The 15294-nt window shown below is 66.0% G+C and carries 18 protein-coding genes and 2 tRNA genes; 16 read left to right on the plus strand and 4 right to left on the minus strand.

Translation table 11 applies throughout. The annotated features are described in order from the left end of the window. Positions 1-341: 341 nt before the first annotated feature. Positions 342-1151 (plus strand): undecaprenyl-diphosphate phosphatase, encoded by an 810-nt coding sequence (locus tag DK368_RS04650; protein ID WP_205028044.1) that lies wholly within the window; start codon positions 342-344, stop codon positions 1149-1151. A gap of 106 nt (positions 1152-1257) precedes the next feature. Here the strand turns inward: DK368_RS04650 and DK368_RS04655 are convergent, their stop codons facing one another. Continuing rightward, on the minus strand, positions 1258-2238 hold the full coding sequence (locus tag DK368_RS04655) for a complex I NDUFA9 subunit family protein (protein WP_114392425.1): 981 nt from the start codon (positions 2236-2238) through the stop codon (positions 1258-1260). Between the two features lie 249 nt (positions 2239-2487). Between DK368_RS04655 and DK368_RS04660 the strand changes: the two genes are divergently transcribed. The 14 genes from DK368_RS04660 to DK368_RS04725 all read left to right on the plus strand — a co-directional run bounded on the left by DK368_RS04660 (position 2488) and on the right by DK368_RS04725 (position 12652). Beyond that, positions 2488-2572, plus strand: a tRNA-Leu gene (locus DK368_RS04660). A gap of 85 nt (positions 2573-2657) precedes the next feature. Then, a tRNA-Leu gene (locus DK368_RS04665) sits at positions 2658-2742 on the plus strand. A gap of 135 nt (positions 2743-2877) precedes the next feature. Next, positions 2878-3489, plus strand: a complete 612-nt coding sequence (locus DK368_RS04670) for a ribonuclease D (RefSeq protein ID WP_114392427.1) — start codon at positions 2878-2880, stop codon at positions 3487-3489. 227 nt (positions 3490-3716) lie between these two features. Further along, the gene (gene lptC, locus DK368_RS04675; protein WP_114392429.1) at positions 3717-4424 is read left to right on the plus strand and encodes an LPS export ABC transporter periplasmic protein LptC; all 708 of its coding nucleotides are present in this window, start codon (positions 3717-3719) and stop codon (positions 4422-4424) included. After that, entirely contained in the window at positions 4421-5323 is a 903-nt protein-coding gene (locus DK368_RS04680) for an LptA/OstA family protein (protein ID WP_114392431.1), read from the plus strand. The genes lptC and DK368_RS04680 overlap by 4 nt, the downstream gene beginning before the upstream one ends. After that, complete coding sequence (lptB, locus tag DK368_RS04685) at positions 5320-6132, plus strand: LPS export ABC transporter ATP-binding protein (RefSeq protein WP_240002336.1); 813 nt, start codon at positions 5320-5322, stop codon at positions 6130-6132. The genes DK368_RS04680 and lptB overlap by 4 nt, the downstream gene beginning before the upstream one ends. 21 nt (positions 6133-6153) lie before the next feature. Continuing rightward, a complete protein-coding gene (gene rpoN, locus DK368_RS04690; RefSeq protein ID WP_114392433.1) occupies positions 6154-7701 on the plus strand; it encodes an RNA polymerase factor sigma-54 in 1548 nt (515 codons plus the stop codon). A 120-nt stretch (positions 7702-7821) separates the two neighbouring features. Then, positions 7822-8442, plus strand: a complete 621-nt coding sequence (gene hpf / locus DK368_RS04695; protein ID WP_114392435.1) for a ribosome hibernation-promoting factor, HPF/YfiA family — start codon at positions 7822-7824, stop codon at positions 8440-8442. A gap of 63 nt (positions 8443-8505) precedes the next feature. Next, positions 8506-8964, plus strand: a complete 459-nt coding sequence (ptsN, locus tag DK368_RS04700; RefSeq protein ID WP_114392437.1) for a PTS IIA-like nitrogen regulatory protein PtsN — start codon at positions 8506-8508, stop codon at positions 8962-8964. Positions 8965-9180: 216 nt separating this feature from the next. Then, on the plus strand, positions 9181-10062 hold the full coding sequence (locus DK368_RS04705) for an SRPBCC family protein (protein ID WP_114392440.1): 882 nt from the start codon (positions 9181-9183) through the stop codon (positions 10060-10062). A gap of 115 nt (positions 10063-10177) precedes the next feature. Then, a complete protein-coding gene (locus DK368_RS04710; protein WP_114392442.1) occupies positions 10178-10405 on the plus strand; it encodes a hypothetical protein in 228 nt (75 codons plus the stop codon). Between the two features lie 126 nt (positions 10406-10531). Next, positions 10532-11263 carry a Bax inhibitor-1/YccA family protein gene (locus DK368_RS04715; RefSeq protein ID WP_114392444.1) on the plus strand — a complete coding sequence of 244 codons (732 nt, stop codon included), beginning with the start codon at positions 10532-10534 and terminating at the stop codon, positions 11261-11263. 187 nt (positions 11264-11450) lie between these two features. Next, positions 11451-11786 carry a hypothetical protein gene (locus tag DK368_RS04720; RefSeq protein ID WP_114392446.1) on the plus strand — a complete coding sequence of 112 codons (336 nt, stop codon included), beginning with the start codon at positions 11451-11453 and terminating at the stop codon, positions 11784-11786. A 14-nt stretch (positions 11787-11800) separates the two neighbouring features. Next, positions 11801-12652 carry a GNAT family N-acetyltransferase gene (locus DK368_RS04725; RefSeq protein WP_114392448.1) on the plus strand — a complete coding sequence of 284 codons (852 nt, stop codon included), beginning with the start codon at positions 11801-11803 and terminating at the stop codon, positions 12650-12652. 35 nt (positions 12653-12687) lie between these two features. On the opposite strand, the gene DK368_RS04730 is transcribed toward DK368_RS04725, so the two are convergent. The 3 genes from DK368_RS04730 to DK368_RS04740 all read right to left on the minus strand — a co-directional run bounded on the left by DK368_RS04730 (position 12688) and on the right by DK368_RS04740 (position 14129). Next, on the minus strand, positions 12688-12996 hold the full coding sequence (locus tag DK368_RS04730; RefSeq protein WP_114392450.1) for a Rossmann-fold NAD(P)-binding domain-containing protein: 309 nt from the start codon (positions 12994-12996) through the stop codon (positions 12688-12690). Positions 12997-13143: 147 nt separating this feature from the next. Next, the gene (locus DK368_RS04735) at positions 13144-13749 is read right to left on the minus strand and encodes an HAD-IB family hydrolase (RefSeq protein ID WP_114392451.1); all 606 of its coding nucleotides are present in this window, start codon (positions 13747-13749) and stop codon (positions 13144-13146) included. A 44-nt stretch (positions 13750-13793) separates the two neighbouring features. Continuing rightward, complete coding sequence (locus DK368_RS04740; RefSeq protein ID WP_114392453.1) at positions 13794-14129, minus strand: hypothetical protein; 336 nt, start codon at positions 14127-14129, stop codon at positions 13794-13796. Between the two features lie 208 nt (positions 14130-14337). Between DK368_RS04740 and DK368_RS04745 the strand changes: the two genes are divergently transcribed. Continuing rightward, complete coding sequence (locus tag DK368_RS04745) at positions 14338-15279, plus strand: nucleoside hydrolase (protein WP_114392455.1); 942 nt, start codon at positions 14338-14340, stop codon at positions 15277-15279. The last annotated feature ends 15 nt before the right edge of the window (positions 15280-15294 follow it).

Genomic DNA, 15294 nt, shown 5'->3' on the forward strand with positions numbered 1-15294 from the left:
TGGCAGTTGAGAACCGTTCTTAGTTTGAAAAATAGGTCCGAAAAGAGACAATCTTGTTATATCAATCTGATTTCAATGATGAATTTTTAAGATCTTATGTCGCAGCCATCTTCGGCTTCATGGGCCTGAGTCCGCGCCAGGCTGCGGCGCCAGGACAGGGTTCCGGGAAATCAAGGATGACGGGTCGGCCCGGATGCCCGCCAGGGGCGCGGTCCCACGTCACAGCCGGCAATCCGGATGCCGGTGCGTATCGGCAATCGTGCCGTTGGCCGGGTCGCCTGAAAGGAAAGTTGCTGATATAAGCGGTGCGCCTGCGAACCCTGTTGTCGGGGACAACGATCTTGACCGATCTCGCCACCTATCTCGATGCCGTCATTCTCGGCGTCGTCGAAGGACTGTTGGAATTCCTTCCCGTCTCCTCCACCGGCCATCTGCTTCTGGCTGGCACGCTGCTGGGGTGGGAAGGGCCGCCCGGCAAGGTGTTCGAAGTGGTGATCCAGTTGGGCGCCATCCTGGCCGTGGTGGTCACCTATTTCCACCGGCTGTGGACCGTACTGGTGAATCTGCCCTCCGATCCCCGGGCCCGCCGTTTCGCCGCTGTCATCATCCTGGCCTTCCTGCCCTCGGCTGTCATCGGTGCCAAGCTGCATGGTTTCATCAAGGGGGTGCTGTTCGATCCGGTGGTCGTCTGTGTCGCCCTGATCGTCGGCGGCTTCGTCATCCTGTTCGTAGAGCGGCGCCTGCCGGCCAGCCAGGTTCATGCCGTGGAGGAGTTCAGCTTCCCGCTGGCCTTGAAGATCGGCTTTTGCCAGTGTCTGGCCATGATCCCCGGTGTGTCCCGCTCGGGCGCCACCATCATTGGCGCTTTGCTGATGGGGGTTGAACGCAAGACGGCGGCCGAATTCAGCTTCTTCCTGGCCATTCCGACCATGCTCGGGGCCACGGTCTATGATGTTTACAAGAACCGGGACGTGCTGAGCGTGGACAGCGCCAGCCTGATCGCCGTGGGCTTCGTCGTGGCTTTCATTGCCGCCCTGGCCTCGGTGCGGCTGCTGCTGGGCATCGTCACCCGCTACGGCTTTGCGCCCTTCGCCTGGTACCGCATCGCTGCCGGCAGCCTGTTCCTGGTCGGGCTCTATCTCTGGGGGTGAGTCGCCGGGAGGGGCGTGAGCCCTGGCCGGACGACAACGGAAAAGGGCCGGTCGTGCGGACCGGCCCTATGCACATCGGCTGTCTTGATGCTGGGCCGTCCGGGTCTCAGGCTGGCTTGCCGCGCCCGGCCTTGCCGGCGTTGCGCACGAAGCGGCCGCCCAGGCAGAATTTGTCGAGATAGGTCGGCAGGATCACCTCGGCCGCGGTCGGGCTGACCCCCAGATCCGCCAGGCCGGGCAGTTGGCCCGACACCACATTGTCCCGCTTCAGCAGTTCCACCTGGTCCCGGGTCAGCAGCTTGCCCGGCAGCTTCTCCAGGATGGCACCCTGGAGCGACGCCAAGCCGAAGCCGATGGACAGCAGCGGCTTCTTCGGTCGGCCGATCTGCCGCAACGTCAGCTCCATCAGCTCGCGGAAGCTGTAGGTGCGCGGGCCGCCCAGTTCGTAGGTCTTGCCTTTGGACTCCGTGGTGGCCAGTGCGGCCATTACCGCATCGGCCACATCGCCCACATAGACCGGCTGGAACCGGGTGTGGCCGCCGCCGATCAGCGGCAGGAAGGGCAGCAGCGTCGCCATCTGGGCGAAGCGGTTGAAGAAGCCGTCCTCCGGCCCGAAGACGATGGACGGGCGGAAGATCGTGACATCGGGGAAGGCGGCCAGCACCTGCTGCTCACCCGCCGCCTTGCTGCGGGCATAGGCCGACCGTGAACCGGCATCGGCACCCAGGGCCGACATCTGCACCAGACGCTCCACCCCGGCGGCTTTGGCGGCGCGGGCGATGCGGCCGGCGGCATCGGCCTGGACGGCGTCGAAGCTGGATTTACCCGACGGGGCCAGAATGCCGATCAAATTGATGACCAGATCGGCCCCCTGCACGGCGGCAGCCACGCTGGCATCGTCCTGGATGTTGGTGGCGATGGGCACGACCTGTCCGGGGACGCCGGCCGTGCGCAGGAAGTTGGCGTCGCCGGGATGGCGCGACGGCACGCGGATCATGCAGCCCGTGCGCGCCAGCCGCTGGATGATATGCCGGCCCAGGAAGCCGGAACCGCCGAACACCACGGCACCGCGGTAGCGATAGACCATCGACCTCTCCATCCCATGTCGGCCCGTGCGCCGGCCGATCTCCAGAATCTCCATACGTGCCGCGCCTGTGCGGAACGATCACGCGGCTGAAGCTTATAGCCAAGCCGGCATGCCCTTTCCAGACGCCATCCTCCCGGCAGCCTGCATCGCCCGCGGCCCCGGGCGTCTGCCGGCCGTGCTGCGAAGGGCCGAAAAGAAGCTGTTGACAGGGGGGCGGCGGATCAGTAAACACCCCGCTCACCGGACGACGCCCAGGTGGCGGAATTGGTAGACGCGCAGGTTTCAGGTACCTGTGCCGCAAGGCGTGGAAGTTCGAGTCTTCTCCTGGGCACCACTCCGTCGTTCGGTTATGCAGTCAGGTCACCGCAAGTGCGTGGGCCAGACTGTCAAAGTGTAGGAGTACCGGCTTGCCGGACGACGCCCAGGTGGCGGAATTGGTAGACGCGCAGGTTTCAGGTACCTGTGCCGCAAGGCGTGGAAGTTCGAGTCTTCTCCTGGGCACCAACGTCGTCAGGCATGCATGATGGGCCGCCGGTCTCCCGGCGGCCTCATGTGTTTTCCGGGGTCGTGTTCGCGCGGCCCGCTGTCCGCCGGACCCGGCGCGGGGCCGGCACCCCGTGACCTGGAGCACCGCCCGCCATGCCCATCGATCTTCACGACGGCGACCTGCCTGACGGCCTGGACCTCGGCCCCGTGGTGGCCATCGATACCGAGACCATGGGCCTGAATCCGGCGCGCGACCGTCTCTGTCTGGTCCAGCTCTCTGCCGGTGACGGGCGTTCCCATCTGGTGCAGCTGCGCCAGGGCCAGTACGCGGCCCCTAATCTGAAGCGGCTGTTGACCGACCCGAAGACTCTGAAGCTGTTCCACTTCGCCCGCTTCGATGTGGCCGTGATGCAGGCCTATCTCGGCGTCACCTGCGCGCCTGTCTATTGCACCAAGATCGCCTCCAAGCTGGTGCGCACCTTCACCGACCGACACGGGCTGAAGGATCTCTGCCGCGACCTGCTGGGGGTGGAACTGTCGAAGCAGCAGCAGTCCAGCGACTGGGGGGCGGCCGAACTGACCGCCGAGCAGCTGAAATATGCCGCCAGCGACGTGCTCTATCTGCATGAGCTGAAGGCCAGGCTGGACGAGATGCTGATCCGCGAGGGCAGGATGGAGCTGGCGCAGGCCTGTTTCGATTTTCTGCCCGTGCGCGGCAAGCTGGATCTGGGTGGCTGGGACGAGCCCGACATCTTCGCCCACTGATCTGCCTGCCGGCGATCTGGCGATGTCCTGTGCGCGGCGTCACTGATCGTCGCCGCGACAGGGGCGAGAACTCCGTCCGTGTGTTTGACCGGCGATTCCGCGGTCGGATACAGTTTCCAGGCGGATCTGTTGGTCGAGGCCGGTTCTGGAAATTCCGACCCCGAAGAACAGGCTCCTGAGCAGCATTCTCCCTGAACCTCAGCCTCTCTGGACGACAATTAAGCCCGATGGCCTCCTCTTCCGACTCCGACGGCCGCCAGACCGACCGGACGCCCCCGCCGCAGGCTGGGGCGGCGAAGGGCCATGCAAGCGTGGCCGCGGCGCTGATGCGGCCGCACCAGAGGCTGCGCGATGCCCACGCCCATACGCGTCTGGTCAATCTGGCCAAGGTGGCTCTGCCGGCTCTGGCCGCGGCGACCCTGGGACTGATCCTGATCTGGCCGCTGTTCACCGGTGGCGACGGATCGAAGGCAGGACCTGAGGCAGGATCGCTGGAGATGGTCGGGGCCCGCTATGTCGGGGTGGATACCACCGCCCGCCCGTTCGAGGTTCGCGCCCAGACCGTGCAACAGACCGGTAATGGCGGGTCCATGGTCGATCTGGGCAGTCCGGAGGCGGAGATCACGCTGAAAGGCGGCACCTGGCTCAATCTCAAGGCCGACCGTGGCCGCTACGACCAGACCAGCGGCCGCCTGTCCCTTGAGGGCAATGTGACTCTCTATCATGACGGCGGCTACGAGTTCAGCACCGACCAGGCGGAGCTGGATACCGGCAAGGGGCTGGTCTGGGGCAATGTTCCGGTCAGCGGCCAGGGGCCGATGGGGCATGTCGATGCCGGTGGGTTCCGTATCCTGGATGATGGCAATACTGTTGTATTCACCGGGAGGGCGCGGCTGCACCTGACCGGGCAAGGCGAGTCGGGGAGGCCCGGATGACGTCCGGTCGTATGGCAGGAGTGATGATGGCGGGGCTGCTGGTGACGGTGGCCTGGAGTCTGCCGGGGGCGGTGATGCACCCGGCCGTGGCCGAGCCGGCAAGCCTGCAACTGGGCGGCGACAAACCCATCGACGTGGTCTCCGAGGGCGGCTTCGAGTTTCACGAAAAGGAAAAGGTCGCCATTGCCCGCGGTGGCGCCTCCGCGACCCAGGGCGATATGACGCTGAAGGCCGAGACCCTCGCGGCCTATTTCCGTGAGACGGCCAATGGCGGCAACGAGATCTATCGGCTGGCCGCCGACGGCAATGTGGAGATTCGCGGCAAGGAACAGACAGCCTATGGTGCCCGCGGCGTGTATGACGTGGATAGGGGCGTGGCCGTGCTGACCGGCGGCGACCTGCGTCTGGTGACGGAAACGGATGTGGTCACGGCCAAGGACAGTCTGGAGTTCTGGCGTCAGCAGAATTTGGCGGTGGCCCGCGGCGATGCTGTCGCCGTGCGCGACGACAACCGCATCCGTGCCGACCGGCTGGTCGGGTTGCTGGAGGACAAGGCCGATGGCGGGCAGGAGATGACCCGTATCGATGCCGACGGCAATGTGGTGGTGACGACACCGTCGGAGGTGGCCCGCGGGGACCGGGGCACCTATGACATAAATAAGAAACTGGCAATTCTGACCGGCAATGTGAAAATCACGCGCGGGCAGAACCAGCTCAACGGCAAGGCGGCCGAGGTCAATCTCGACACCGGCATCAGCCGCCTGCTGTCCACGGCGCCGGGGGGCGGCGGCGCAGCGAAGCCGGGTGGCGATGACCGCGTGCGGGGGCTGTTCATTCCGCAGTCCAACACGCAGAACCAGCCAGCCCAGGGCACCAGTCAGGGAGCCAAACAACCATGAAGCCTCGCACGCCCGAGCTGCCCCAGCCGCCCGCGCCGACGCCGCCCGCCGAGGGCGCGGCCAGCGGGCCGCGGCTGGTCACCAACAATACCGGCCTGATCGCCACCAAGCTGGGCAAGGCCTATAAGGGCCGGCCGGTGCTGCGCGACGTCAGCCTGTCGGTGAAGCGCGGCGAGGCCGTGGGACTGCTGGGGCCGAATGGTGCTGGCAAGACCACCTGTTTCTACATCATCACCGGCCTGATCCTGCCGGACTACGGCAGCATCACCCTGGACGGGCTGGCGGTCACCGACCTGCCCATGTACCGGCGTGCCCGTCTGGGCATCGGCTATCTGCCGCAGGAGGCCAGCATTTTCCGCGGCCTGTCGGTGGAAAACAACATCCGCGCCGTGCTGGAGGTGGTGGAGCCGGACCGCGATGTGCGCGAGCAGATGCTGGATGAGCTTCTGGCGGAGTTCAGCATCACCCATCTGCGCCGGACCCCGGCCCTGGCCCTGTCCGGCGGCGAGCGCCGCCGCGTGGAGATTGCGCGGGCGCTGGCCTCGCAGCCCCACTTTATCCTGTTGGATGAACCGTTCGCCGGCATCGACCCCATCGCGGTCAACGACATCCGCGAACTGGTCAGCCATCTGCGAGAGCGCGGCATCGGCGTGCTGATCACCGACCACAATGTGCGCGAAACGCTGGAGATCGTCGATAGGGCCTACATTCTCCACGACGGTGTGGTACTGATGGAGGGAGAACCCTCCGAGATCGTGGCGCACAAGGACGTGCGCCGGGTCTATCTTGGGGAACGGTTCAGTCTCTAAGACAGTGCATCCGGCGGGGAGATGGCGCTCCAACAACGGCTCGATATCCGGCAATCCCAGGCGTTGGTGATGACGCCGCAGCTGCAACAGGCCATCAAGCTGTTGCAGCTGTCGAATCTGGAGCTGGCCGATTATGTGGAGCGCGAGCTCGAGCAAAATCCTCTGCTCGAGCGCGACGAGGGCGACCGCTGGAAGGATGCGGTGCCCGATGGTGTCGATCGGCAGGAACCGGTCGCCCCGCCCGATGGCCGCGTGCGCGACACCGTCGATCTGGCAACCAGTGACCGGCTGACCCCGGCGTCCGAAGCGCCGCTGGATACCGATTTCGAGAATGTCTATACCAATGCCAGCGCCACCGACCCGGACAACGGTTTTTCGGATGGCGCGTTCTCAGGCGGCGGTGATGAGGCGTTCGGCTCCTGGTCCTCGCATTCCGGCAGCTTCGAGGGGGACGAAAGTTCTCTGGAAGCGACGCTGAGCGAGAGGCCGGACCTGCGCCGGCATCTGGAGGAACAGATCCTCATGGATGTGCCGGACCGGCTGGACCGGTTGGTGGCCCATACCCTGCTGGAGCACCTGGACGAGGCCGGCTATTTCCTGGGCGATATCGGCGAGATTGCCGACAGCTTGGGCTGCCTGCCCGAGCGGGTGGAGGAGGTGCTGGGCCGGATGCAGCGTTTCGACCCGTCCGGCATCTTCGCCCGTTCGCTGAAGGAGTGTCTGGCGATCCAGCTGCGCGAACGTGACCGGCTGGATCCCTGTATGCAGGCGCTGCTGGACAATCTGCCACTGCTGGCGGCCCGCAACCTGCCGCAGCTGTTGAAGGTCTGTCAGGTGGATGCCGAGGATCTGGCGGACATGGTGTCCGAGATCAAGGCACTCAATCCCAAGCCGGCTCTGGCCTTCGATTTCGAGCCGGCGCAGACCGTGGTGCCCGACATCCATATGCGTCCTGCCAACGGCGGCGGCTGGATTGTCGAGCTGAACTCCGACAGCCTGCCCAAGGTGCTGCTGAATCAGCGCTATCACGCCCGCGTGGTCGCCGGTGCCCGCAGCAAGCAGGAAAAGGACTACATCGCTGAGCGCTTCCAATCGGCCAGTTGGCTGGTCAAGAGCCTGCACCAGCGGGCCAACACCATCCTCAAGGTGGCCACCGAGATCGTGCGCCAGCAGGAGGCATTCTTCCTGCACGGGCTGCAGTTTCTGAAGCCGCTGATCCTGCGCGACATCGCTGAGGCCATCGGCATGCATGAATCGACGGTCAGCCGTGTCACCACCAACAAGTTCATTGCCACGCCCCGCGGTGTTTTCGAGCTGAAATACTTCTTCACCTCGGCCATCCAGGGTGCGGATGGGCAGGCCGCTCACTCGGCCGAGGCAGTCCGCTTCCGCATCAAGGCGCTGATTGACGCGGAAAAGCCCGATGACACTTTGTCCGACGACAAGCTGGTGGAAATCCTCCGGGCGGAGGGGATCGACATTGCGCGCCGGACGGTCGCCAAGTATCGTGAGGGTATGAAAATTCCCTCCTCCGTCCAGCGCCGCCGGGAAAAGGCCCTCGGGTTATAAACCAAGCGCTGACCGGGATCGGATGACCATTCCAAGGGGTGTTCCCGGCTGCTGGACGCTGGCCCTGGAAGACGGATCCGATCAGGAACCGGACAGCTCTGACAAGAAACAGGTCAGGTCATGCAGGTCACTGTAAAAGGCAAACAACTTGATGTGGGTGATGCGTTGCGGACCCATGTCAAGGACACCCTGACGTCGCTCGTCGGCAAGTATTTCGGAAATCCGATCGAGGCGACGGTGATCCTGTCGAAGGACGCCCATCTCTTCAAGGCGGATATCCAGGTCCATGTGGGGCGCGGCATCCTCCTGCAGTCCAATGCGGAGGCAACGGAACCCTATCCTGCGTTCGACGAGGCCGCCGACCGGGTGGCCAAGCGCCTGCGCCGCTACAAGCGCCGCCTGAAGGACTATCAGCGGTCCAGCGTGACCGAACTGCCGGTCACCCCGGCCCGCAAGTACATCATCGAACCGGTTCTGGATGAAGTCGAGGAGGCCGAGGAGGTTCATGCCGAGGCGGTCAACGGAGCTGATGGGCATCAGCCCGTCGTCGTTGCGGAGATGGAGACCGCCATCGACACGCTGACGGTCAGCGAGGCGGTCATGCGCATGGATCTGGCTGATCTGCCGGCGCTGATGTTCCGTAACCGGGCCCATGGCGGCTTCAACATGGTTTATCGTCGTCCCGACGGCCATGTGGGCTGGGTCGACCCGGCCGGCGCCACCGGCACGGTCAAGCGTTGATCCTTGCCGGTGACCGCCGTGTTTCCTGTTCGTCTTTCGTCGTCCACCGCCTCGTCGGCTTCCATGAATGATCTGATCACGCCGAATGGCATCCTCCCGAACCTGCGGGCCGGTTCGAAAAAGCAGGCCCTGCAGGAGTTGGCGCGGAAGGCCGCCGAGCTGACCGGTCAGCATGAACGGGCCATCTTCGATGTGCTGGTGGAGCGGGAGCGCTTGGGTACCACCGGTGTGGGCCGGGGCATTGCCATTCCCCATGGCAAGCTCCCCGGTCTGCCCGGCGTTCTGGCGGTGTTCGCCCGGCTGGAGCGTCCGGTGGATTTCGAGGCCATCGATGAGCAGCCGGTGGACCTGATGTGCCTTCTGCTGGCGCCGGAGACGGCGGGGGCGGATCACCTCAAGGCCCTGGCCCGGGTGTCGCGCCTGCTGCGGGACCCGGTGCTGTGCGACAAGCTCCGCGGGGCAGAAACGGCCGATGCGCTGTATGCCCTGCTGACCCGTGACGAACAGTCGAACGCGGCTTGATTTCCCTGATCCCGTAGCGCCCGTCCGTCCGGTTTATCCCGGCGGACGGGTTTTTTGTGGCCGTATCGCAAAGCCATCGTGGCTTCGCGTCGCGTCCATGCTCTGCCCATCCGGCCTGTCTCCGTCGCCCTGCTTTCTCGGAACCCCACCGAAGCCCGCCTGTTGTCGGGGGACCCCCGCTTCCGGTGGGGGTGCCGCGGAGGACGGAGGATACAGATGACCGATTATGGCAGCCCGCGCGGGTACGGGTACGAAAACGACAGAGATGACGACGGCAGTTATGGCGGCGGCGCCGGCGGTCATGGCCGGACGGACCGCGGCAGCGGGCGCTCGGGCGGCTATTATGGGGCGGGCGGCGGAGGCCGCGCCTTCGGCGGCCGGCAGAGCGGCCGGGAGTCGGGGGGGCTGGGCACAGGCAGTGCTTATCAGATGGCCCCGCTGGTGGTCGGCGGTCTGATGGCGGCCCTGGGCCTGCGGCGTGGTGGCTGGCTGGGGTATGGTGTGGCCCTGGCCGGGCTGGGGGTCATCCAGCAATCCTTCACGGGAAAGCCGGACATCGCCGACTGGGTCGGGCTGGGCGACAGGCTGCGGCCCGAGCGGCATGCCACCACTGTCTCCCATACCGTGACCATCAACACCTCGCCGGAGGAGCTCTACCGCTTCTGGCGCGATTTCTCCAATCTGTCCCAGTTCATGAATCACATCGAACGCATCGACATCATGGACGAGCGGCACTCCCATTGGGTGGCGAAGGCCCCGGCGGGCCTGCGGGTCAGCTGGGACGCCGAGGTGACGGACGACCAGGAGAACCGCCGCATCGCCTGGCGTGCGGTGGAGGGGGCCGACGTGCCCAACTGGGGCCATGTGGAGTTCCGCCCGGCGCCAGCGGGCCGTGGGACCGAGGTCCGGGCCGTCATCCGCTACGAACCGCCCGGCGGCGCCCTGGGCCGGACCATTGCCCGCATTCTGGGCGAGGAGCCGCAGCAGCAGATGGTGGACGATCTCAGCCGGCTGAAGCGGCTGATGGAAACCGGCAGTCCCGGCATCGGCGGCACCGGCTCGTCCGCCCGGACGTCGGAGGTGACAGGAACCCCATAAGGGCCGACAGTCTGGGAGATCGATTCGAATTAGGAATGATAGGCCGGAGTACAGCAGGGGGCGGCAGGAGCTTTGCGCCGCCCCCTATTCGTATGGCGTGCGGCAGGAGAGTGGGATGCAGGTTGTCTATGTCTATCAGGGGGGCCGGGACAGGGCGCTGGAGCAGCAAATTCTCGACCGCTTTCCTGACAGCCGGTGCGTGACCGCCCTCTCCGGCATGCAAGGACTGACCGAGGTGACCTTGGACCTGCCGCCGTCGCTGGCGGAATCGGTTGTGGACCAACTCCGTGCCTTGCCGCGGGTGGTTGATGCCGCTCGCGGGTCCCTGGGCGAAGGGGTATGATCTGGAGCACGGGACGTCAGGCCGCGTTGGAAAGATGTGTGCAAGCGGTCGAGAAGGGCATTGAACCGGAGCGATGGCCTCCCAATATCAGCGTCAGTCCAACTGGAACGTCGGGGACATACTTCCATGGTGAACGGACCTTTCGGTCGCTTCGCGACGGTCGGCCAGACGATCGATCAGGCCGCGTTCGACGAAGGCCTTCGCGCCCATATGCGGCGCGTCTACAACTTCATGTGCTTGGCACTTGCCATCACCGGCGGTGTGGCCTTCCTGGGCTCCACCTGGGTGATGAGCTCGCCGGCCAACATCCAGCTCGTCTATGGCACGCCCCTGAAGTGGGTGCTGATGCTGGCACCGCTGGCCTTCATTTTCTTCGGGTTCCGCCCGCAAAGCATGTCGGCGGCTGGTCTCCAGACCAGCCTCTGGGTGTTCAGCGGCCTGATGGGCCTGTCGATGATGAGCCTGTTCCTGGTCTTCACCGGGGAAAGCATCGCGCGGGTGTTCTTCATCACCGCCGCCATGTTCGCCGCCACCAGCCTGTACGGCTACACCACCAAGGCCGATCTGTCGAAGATGGGCGCCTTCATGGTGATGGGCCTGTTCGGCATCGTCATCGCCGGCATCGTGAACATCTTCCTGGGTTCCAGCGCCCTGCAGTTCGCCATCTCGGTGATCGGTGTGGTGGTGTTCACCGGCCTGACCGCCTGGGACACCCAGGCGATCAAGGAGCAGTACGCCGAGGGTTGGGGCGAAGAGGCCAACAGCAAGCTGGCCGTCATGGGTGCGCTGTCGCTCTATCTGAACTTCATCAACCTGTTCCAGATGCTGCTGTCGCTGCTGGGCAACCGCAACGAATAGCATCGGCCGGTCGGGTCGCAGGACCATGACCGGGGAGACTGCCGCCCGGAGGGAAACCTCCGGGCGGTTTTCCTTTGGGCATTCGGGCAAGAGTCTGTCTTCGGCCTTGACCCGGGCCGCGCTTCCCGCCATCTGCGACGGGGAGGGCGGGACGTCCGCGACCGCCACAGGTGAGAGCAGCGCATCCGTGAGCCCCAAGGCAGACCGCCGGCTGAACCGCCGCTTCGACAAGTTGGAACAGGCCCTGCCGGACCCGGTCAGCAACCGGCTGAACTGGCTGCGCCGGCCGCATGCGCGCTGGCTGCGCATTCCCCTGGGTCTGCTGTTCATCCTGGGCGGGGTGTTCAGCTTCCTGCCCGTGCTGGGCTTGTGGATGCTGCCGTTGGGCCTGCTGCTGCTGGCCATCGACCTACCCTTCCTCAAAGGACCGGTCAGCCGGGCCATGGTCTGGGGCGAACGGAAGTGGCAGACTTGGCGCCGCCGTCGCCGGAGCGACCCGCACGGCGGCACCCCAGCCCGATAGAACTGACACGACACATGATTCCGCCCGATCTTCCCGTCCGCACCCTGGCCGAGTGTGGCGCTGCCGAAGCTGCCGCCGTCCTGAATGCCTGTTTCGATGGCTATCTGGTGCCGGTTCGCATGGATGCCGTCGCCTTCGAGCGGCGTCAGCGTGCCGAACATCTCGATCCCTTCGCCAGCCGCCTCTATGGCACGCCGGAGCGGCCGGCGGCCCTGCTTCTGGTGGACCGGCGGGGCTGGTCAAGCCGCATCGGCGCCCTGGCCCTGGCTCCTGCCTATCGAGGTCGCGGCCTGGGCCGTCTCCTGATGCAGGCGGCCCTGGCCGAAGCTGCGGCCCGTGGCGACCGGCGCATAGGGCTGGAGGTGTTCGAGCAGAACGCGCCGGCGCTGGCCCTCTACCGTTCCCTGGGTTTCAAACCCCTGCGTCGGCTCTATGGCTATGGCTGGACACCGGCGCCGGGCGAGGTGGACTCGGCGATGCCCTTGCAATCAGCCGATCCCCTGGGTGTGGCCCGTGCCGTGGCCCGGGAGGGGGAGGTGGATCTGCCCTGGGTGCTGCAGGCGGAAACCCTGGCCGCCAGCGCGCCGCCGGTCCTGGGGTTCAGCCTGGACGGCGTGGCCCATGCCCTGGTTCGTCCACTGGCCGACGACCGGATGGGGCTGCTGGCCCTGGTGGTGGCACGGGAACAGCGGCGGCGCGGTCTGGCCCGGCGCCTGTTGCAGGGGTTGGCCGCACGCTTCCCCGGCCAGGGCTGGATCATCCCGCAGATCGTGCCGGAGACTCTGGGCGAGCCGGTGCTGCCCCGCCTTGGCTGGCAGCGCCTGCCGCTCAATCAGCTGGAAATGTGGTGCGAGTTGCCGGCCTGACGCAAACCGGCCGGGGCGCCGTTGATGGCGACCCGTCAGGCCGCCCGCAGCAGCATCACCGGTGCCGCCCAGCAGCGGCGGCATTCCTCCACCGCCTCGTCCAGATCGGCGGGGTCGGCAGGGTCGCCCGGCAGAAACACGGCGATGCCGCGATTGCCCGTGTTCAACTCCAGCGTCAGCTGGTGGCCGCGGCGGGTGTCCCGGTCCATGATGACGAACTGGCTGCCCTGCCGCTTCATCAGGCGGGCGATGTCAGCCGTGGTCTCGCTGACGCCGGCGATGACGAAGGCGTAGCGACCATCGGTGCAGGCGGCTTCGGCGGTGGGGCGGGACATCTCGTTCATGGCGGTTGCCGGCAGGTGGCTGTTGCGACGCAATATGATAGGGCGGTATGGGTTAAGGCTGTATTGCCGATAAACCAGCGCCAAGGCAACGCGGCATGTCCGCACAGCCGCCATGTTCATGCTGCACTGCAATATCGACGATTATCCCTAGCGCCGCACGGTCGGCACCACCGTGGGGTGCTGCATCAGTGCCAGGAACGGCAGGTCGGAAGGGCGGTTGCCATACCCCCAGCTGCCGCTGAACGGCCCGTGTACCGCCATATAGGCGGCGATACGCCGGGCCTTCTCGTCCCGCACGCAATTGCCGCCCTCCATGGCTCCGGTCAGGATGCCGTCCCGCTGCTCCAGGCGGGTGGCCAGCAGATCGTCCACCGGCAGCCCGCGCAGCAGTGTGGGCATGTACAGGGCCAGGGCTCCCGTCGCGACCACCACCCGGTCACCCTTTTCGGCATGGCGGCGTAGGGCGTTGAGCGTCGGGCCATGCCAGCGCAGCCAGCCGGCCAACCCTTCGGCAGCGGCAGTTACCTGCTCCACCGGTAGGTCGGCCAGGGTGCGGGCCAGGAAGTCCGCCTTGATGGCGGTGCGCAGGTCGAAGCCCGATCGGGCGCGGGCAGCGCGCACCATGGCGTGGCGGATGGCCAGGGCGAAGGCCAGCCGCGTCCGCCGACGGCCCACCACCCGCTCGACGAAGGGGATCAGGCTGTCACCGGCCACCAGCGTGCCGTCGAAATCGAAAATGGCCAGGCCGGTCATGGGAGACTCGCGGAAAAGGCGGACAAGGGGCGAGACGGGACGGATCAGAGGCGCAGGCGGCGGCGTAGCAGCACGCCGATCCAGGCGCCCAGGACCAGGGCCGGTGCGGTCCAAGGCAGGCGCTCCGGCGTATCCACCAGCCGGTCCATGGCACCGGCGAAGGCCAGCAGCGTCAGCACGCCCAGGAACACCAGACTGGCCGAGGATTCCTCGGTGGACAGGCGCAGCTTCAGCCGCCGCAGGGTGAGGCGCAGGCCGGCATGGGCCAGGAAGGCGGCGGTGATGCTCATCAGGAAAGGCAGCAGCACCCCTTCCATCAGATCGGGCACGCCATCCACCCAGCGCAGCGCCACCTGCAGCAGCAGTCCGCCCTTCAGCATCAACAGCCAGAGCAGACCGTAGAAGATGGCGTAGATCAGCGCGCCGTTGGCGATATGGCTGAACGCGCGGTGCAGCAGGGTTCCCTCCTGTGGTCGGTCGAGGCGGCCTGTCCCGTTCGCAGCCCCGCCTTGAGCGGCATGTAAGCCGGTTGACGCTTTCCTCTCAATCCCTTTCCAGGTAATCCGGGGGCACGAGGAGAGAGACGACATGCCGCGTGAAAAGATCATCATCGACACCGATCCCGGCCAGGACGACGCCGTGGCCATCCTGCTGGCCCTGGCCAGCCCGGAGGAGATCGAGGTCCTGGGCATCACCGCCGTGGCCGGCAACGCGCCGCTGCACATGACCGAGGTCAATGCCCGCAAGGTCTGCGAATTGGCCGGCCGCCCGGACGTCAAGGTCTATGCTGGCTGTGACAAGCCGCTGTTTCTGGAATTGCACACGGCGCCCGAGGTGCATGGCCCCACTGGACTCAACGGTCCCATCCTGCCAGAACCGGCCATGCCGCTGCAGCCGGAGCATGCGGTGGATTTCATCATCGACACGGTGCTGGCCGAGCCGCCGGGTTCCGTGACCCTGTGCCCGCTGGGGCCGCTGACCAATGTGGCCCGCGCCATCATGCGCGAACCACGGGTGGCCGGGCGGCTGAAGCGCATCGTGCTGATGGGGGGCGCCCAGACCGAGGGCGGGAATTCCAGCCCGGTGGCCGAGTTCAACATCTTCGTCGATCCCCATGCCGCCGATGTGGTGTTGAAGTCAGGCGTCGAGGTGGTGATGTTTCCGCTGGACGTCACCCATCAGGTGCTGACCAGCCGCGTGCGCATGGACGCCATTGCCGCCATCGGTACGCCTGTGGCCAAGGCCACCTATGAGATGCTGGACTACTACCGCCAGTATGACGAGAAGAAGTACGGGACCGACGGCGGCCCGCTGCACGATCCCTGCGTCATCGCTTGGCTGATCCGGCCGGAACTGTTCCAGGGCCAGCATGTCAATGTGGCGGTGGAGACGGGCAGCGCGCTGACCATCGGTCAGACCGTGGTCGATTATTTCGACAAGACCGGCCGGCCCCGCAATGCGCTTTACATGCGCAAGGCCGACGCCGATGGCTTTTTCGCCCTTCTGACGGAGCGGCTGACGCGGCTGTGATCTGGTGCGATCCGC

This window comes from Oleisolibacter albus (genome assembly GCF_003336875.1).
Lineage (GTDB): Bacteria > Pseudomonadota > Alphaproteobacteria > Azospirillales > Azospirillaceae > Niveispirillum > Niveispirillum album.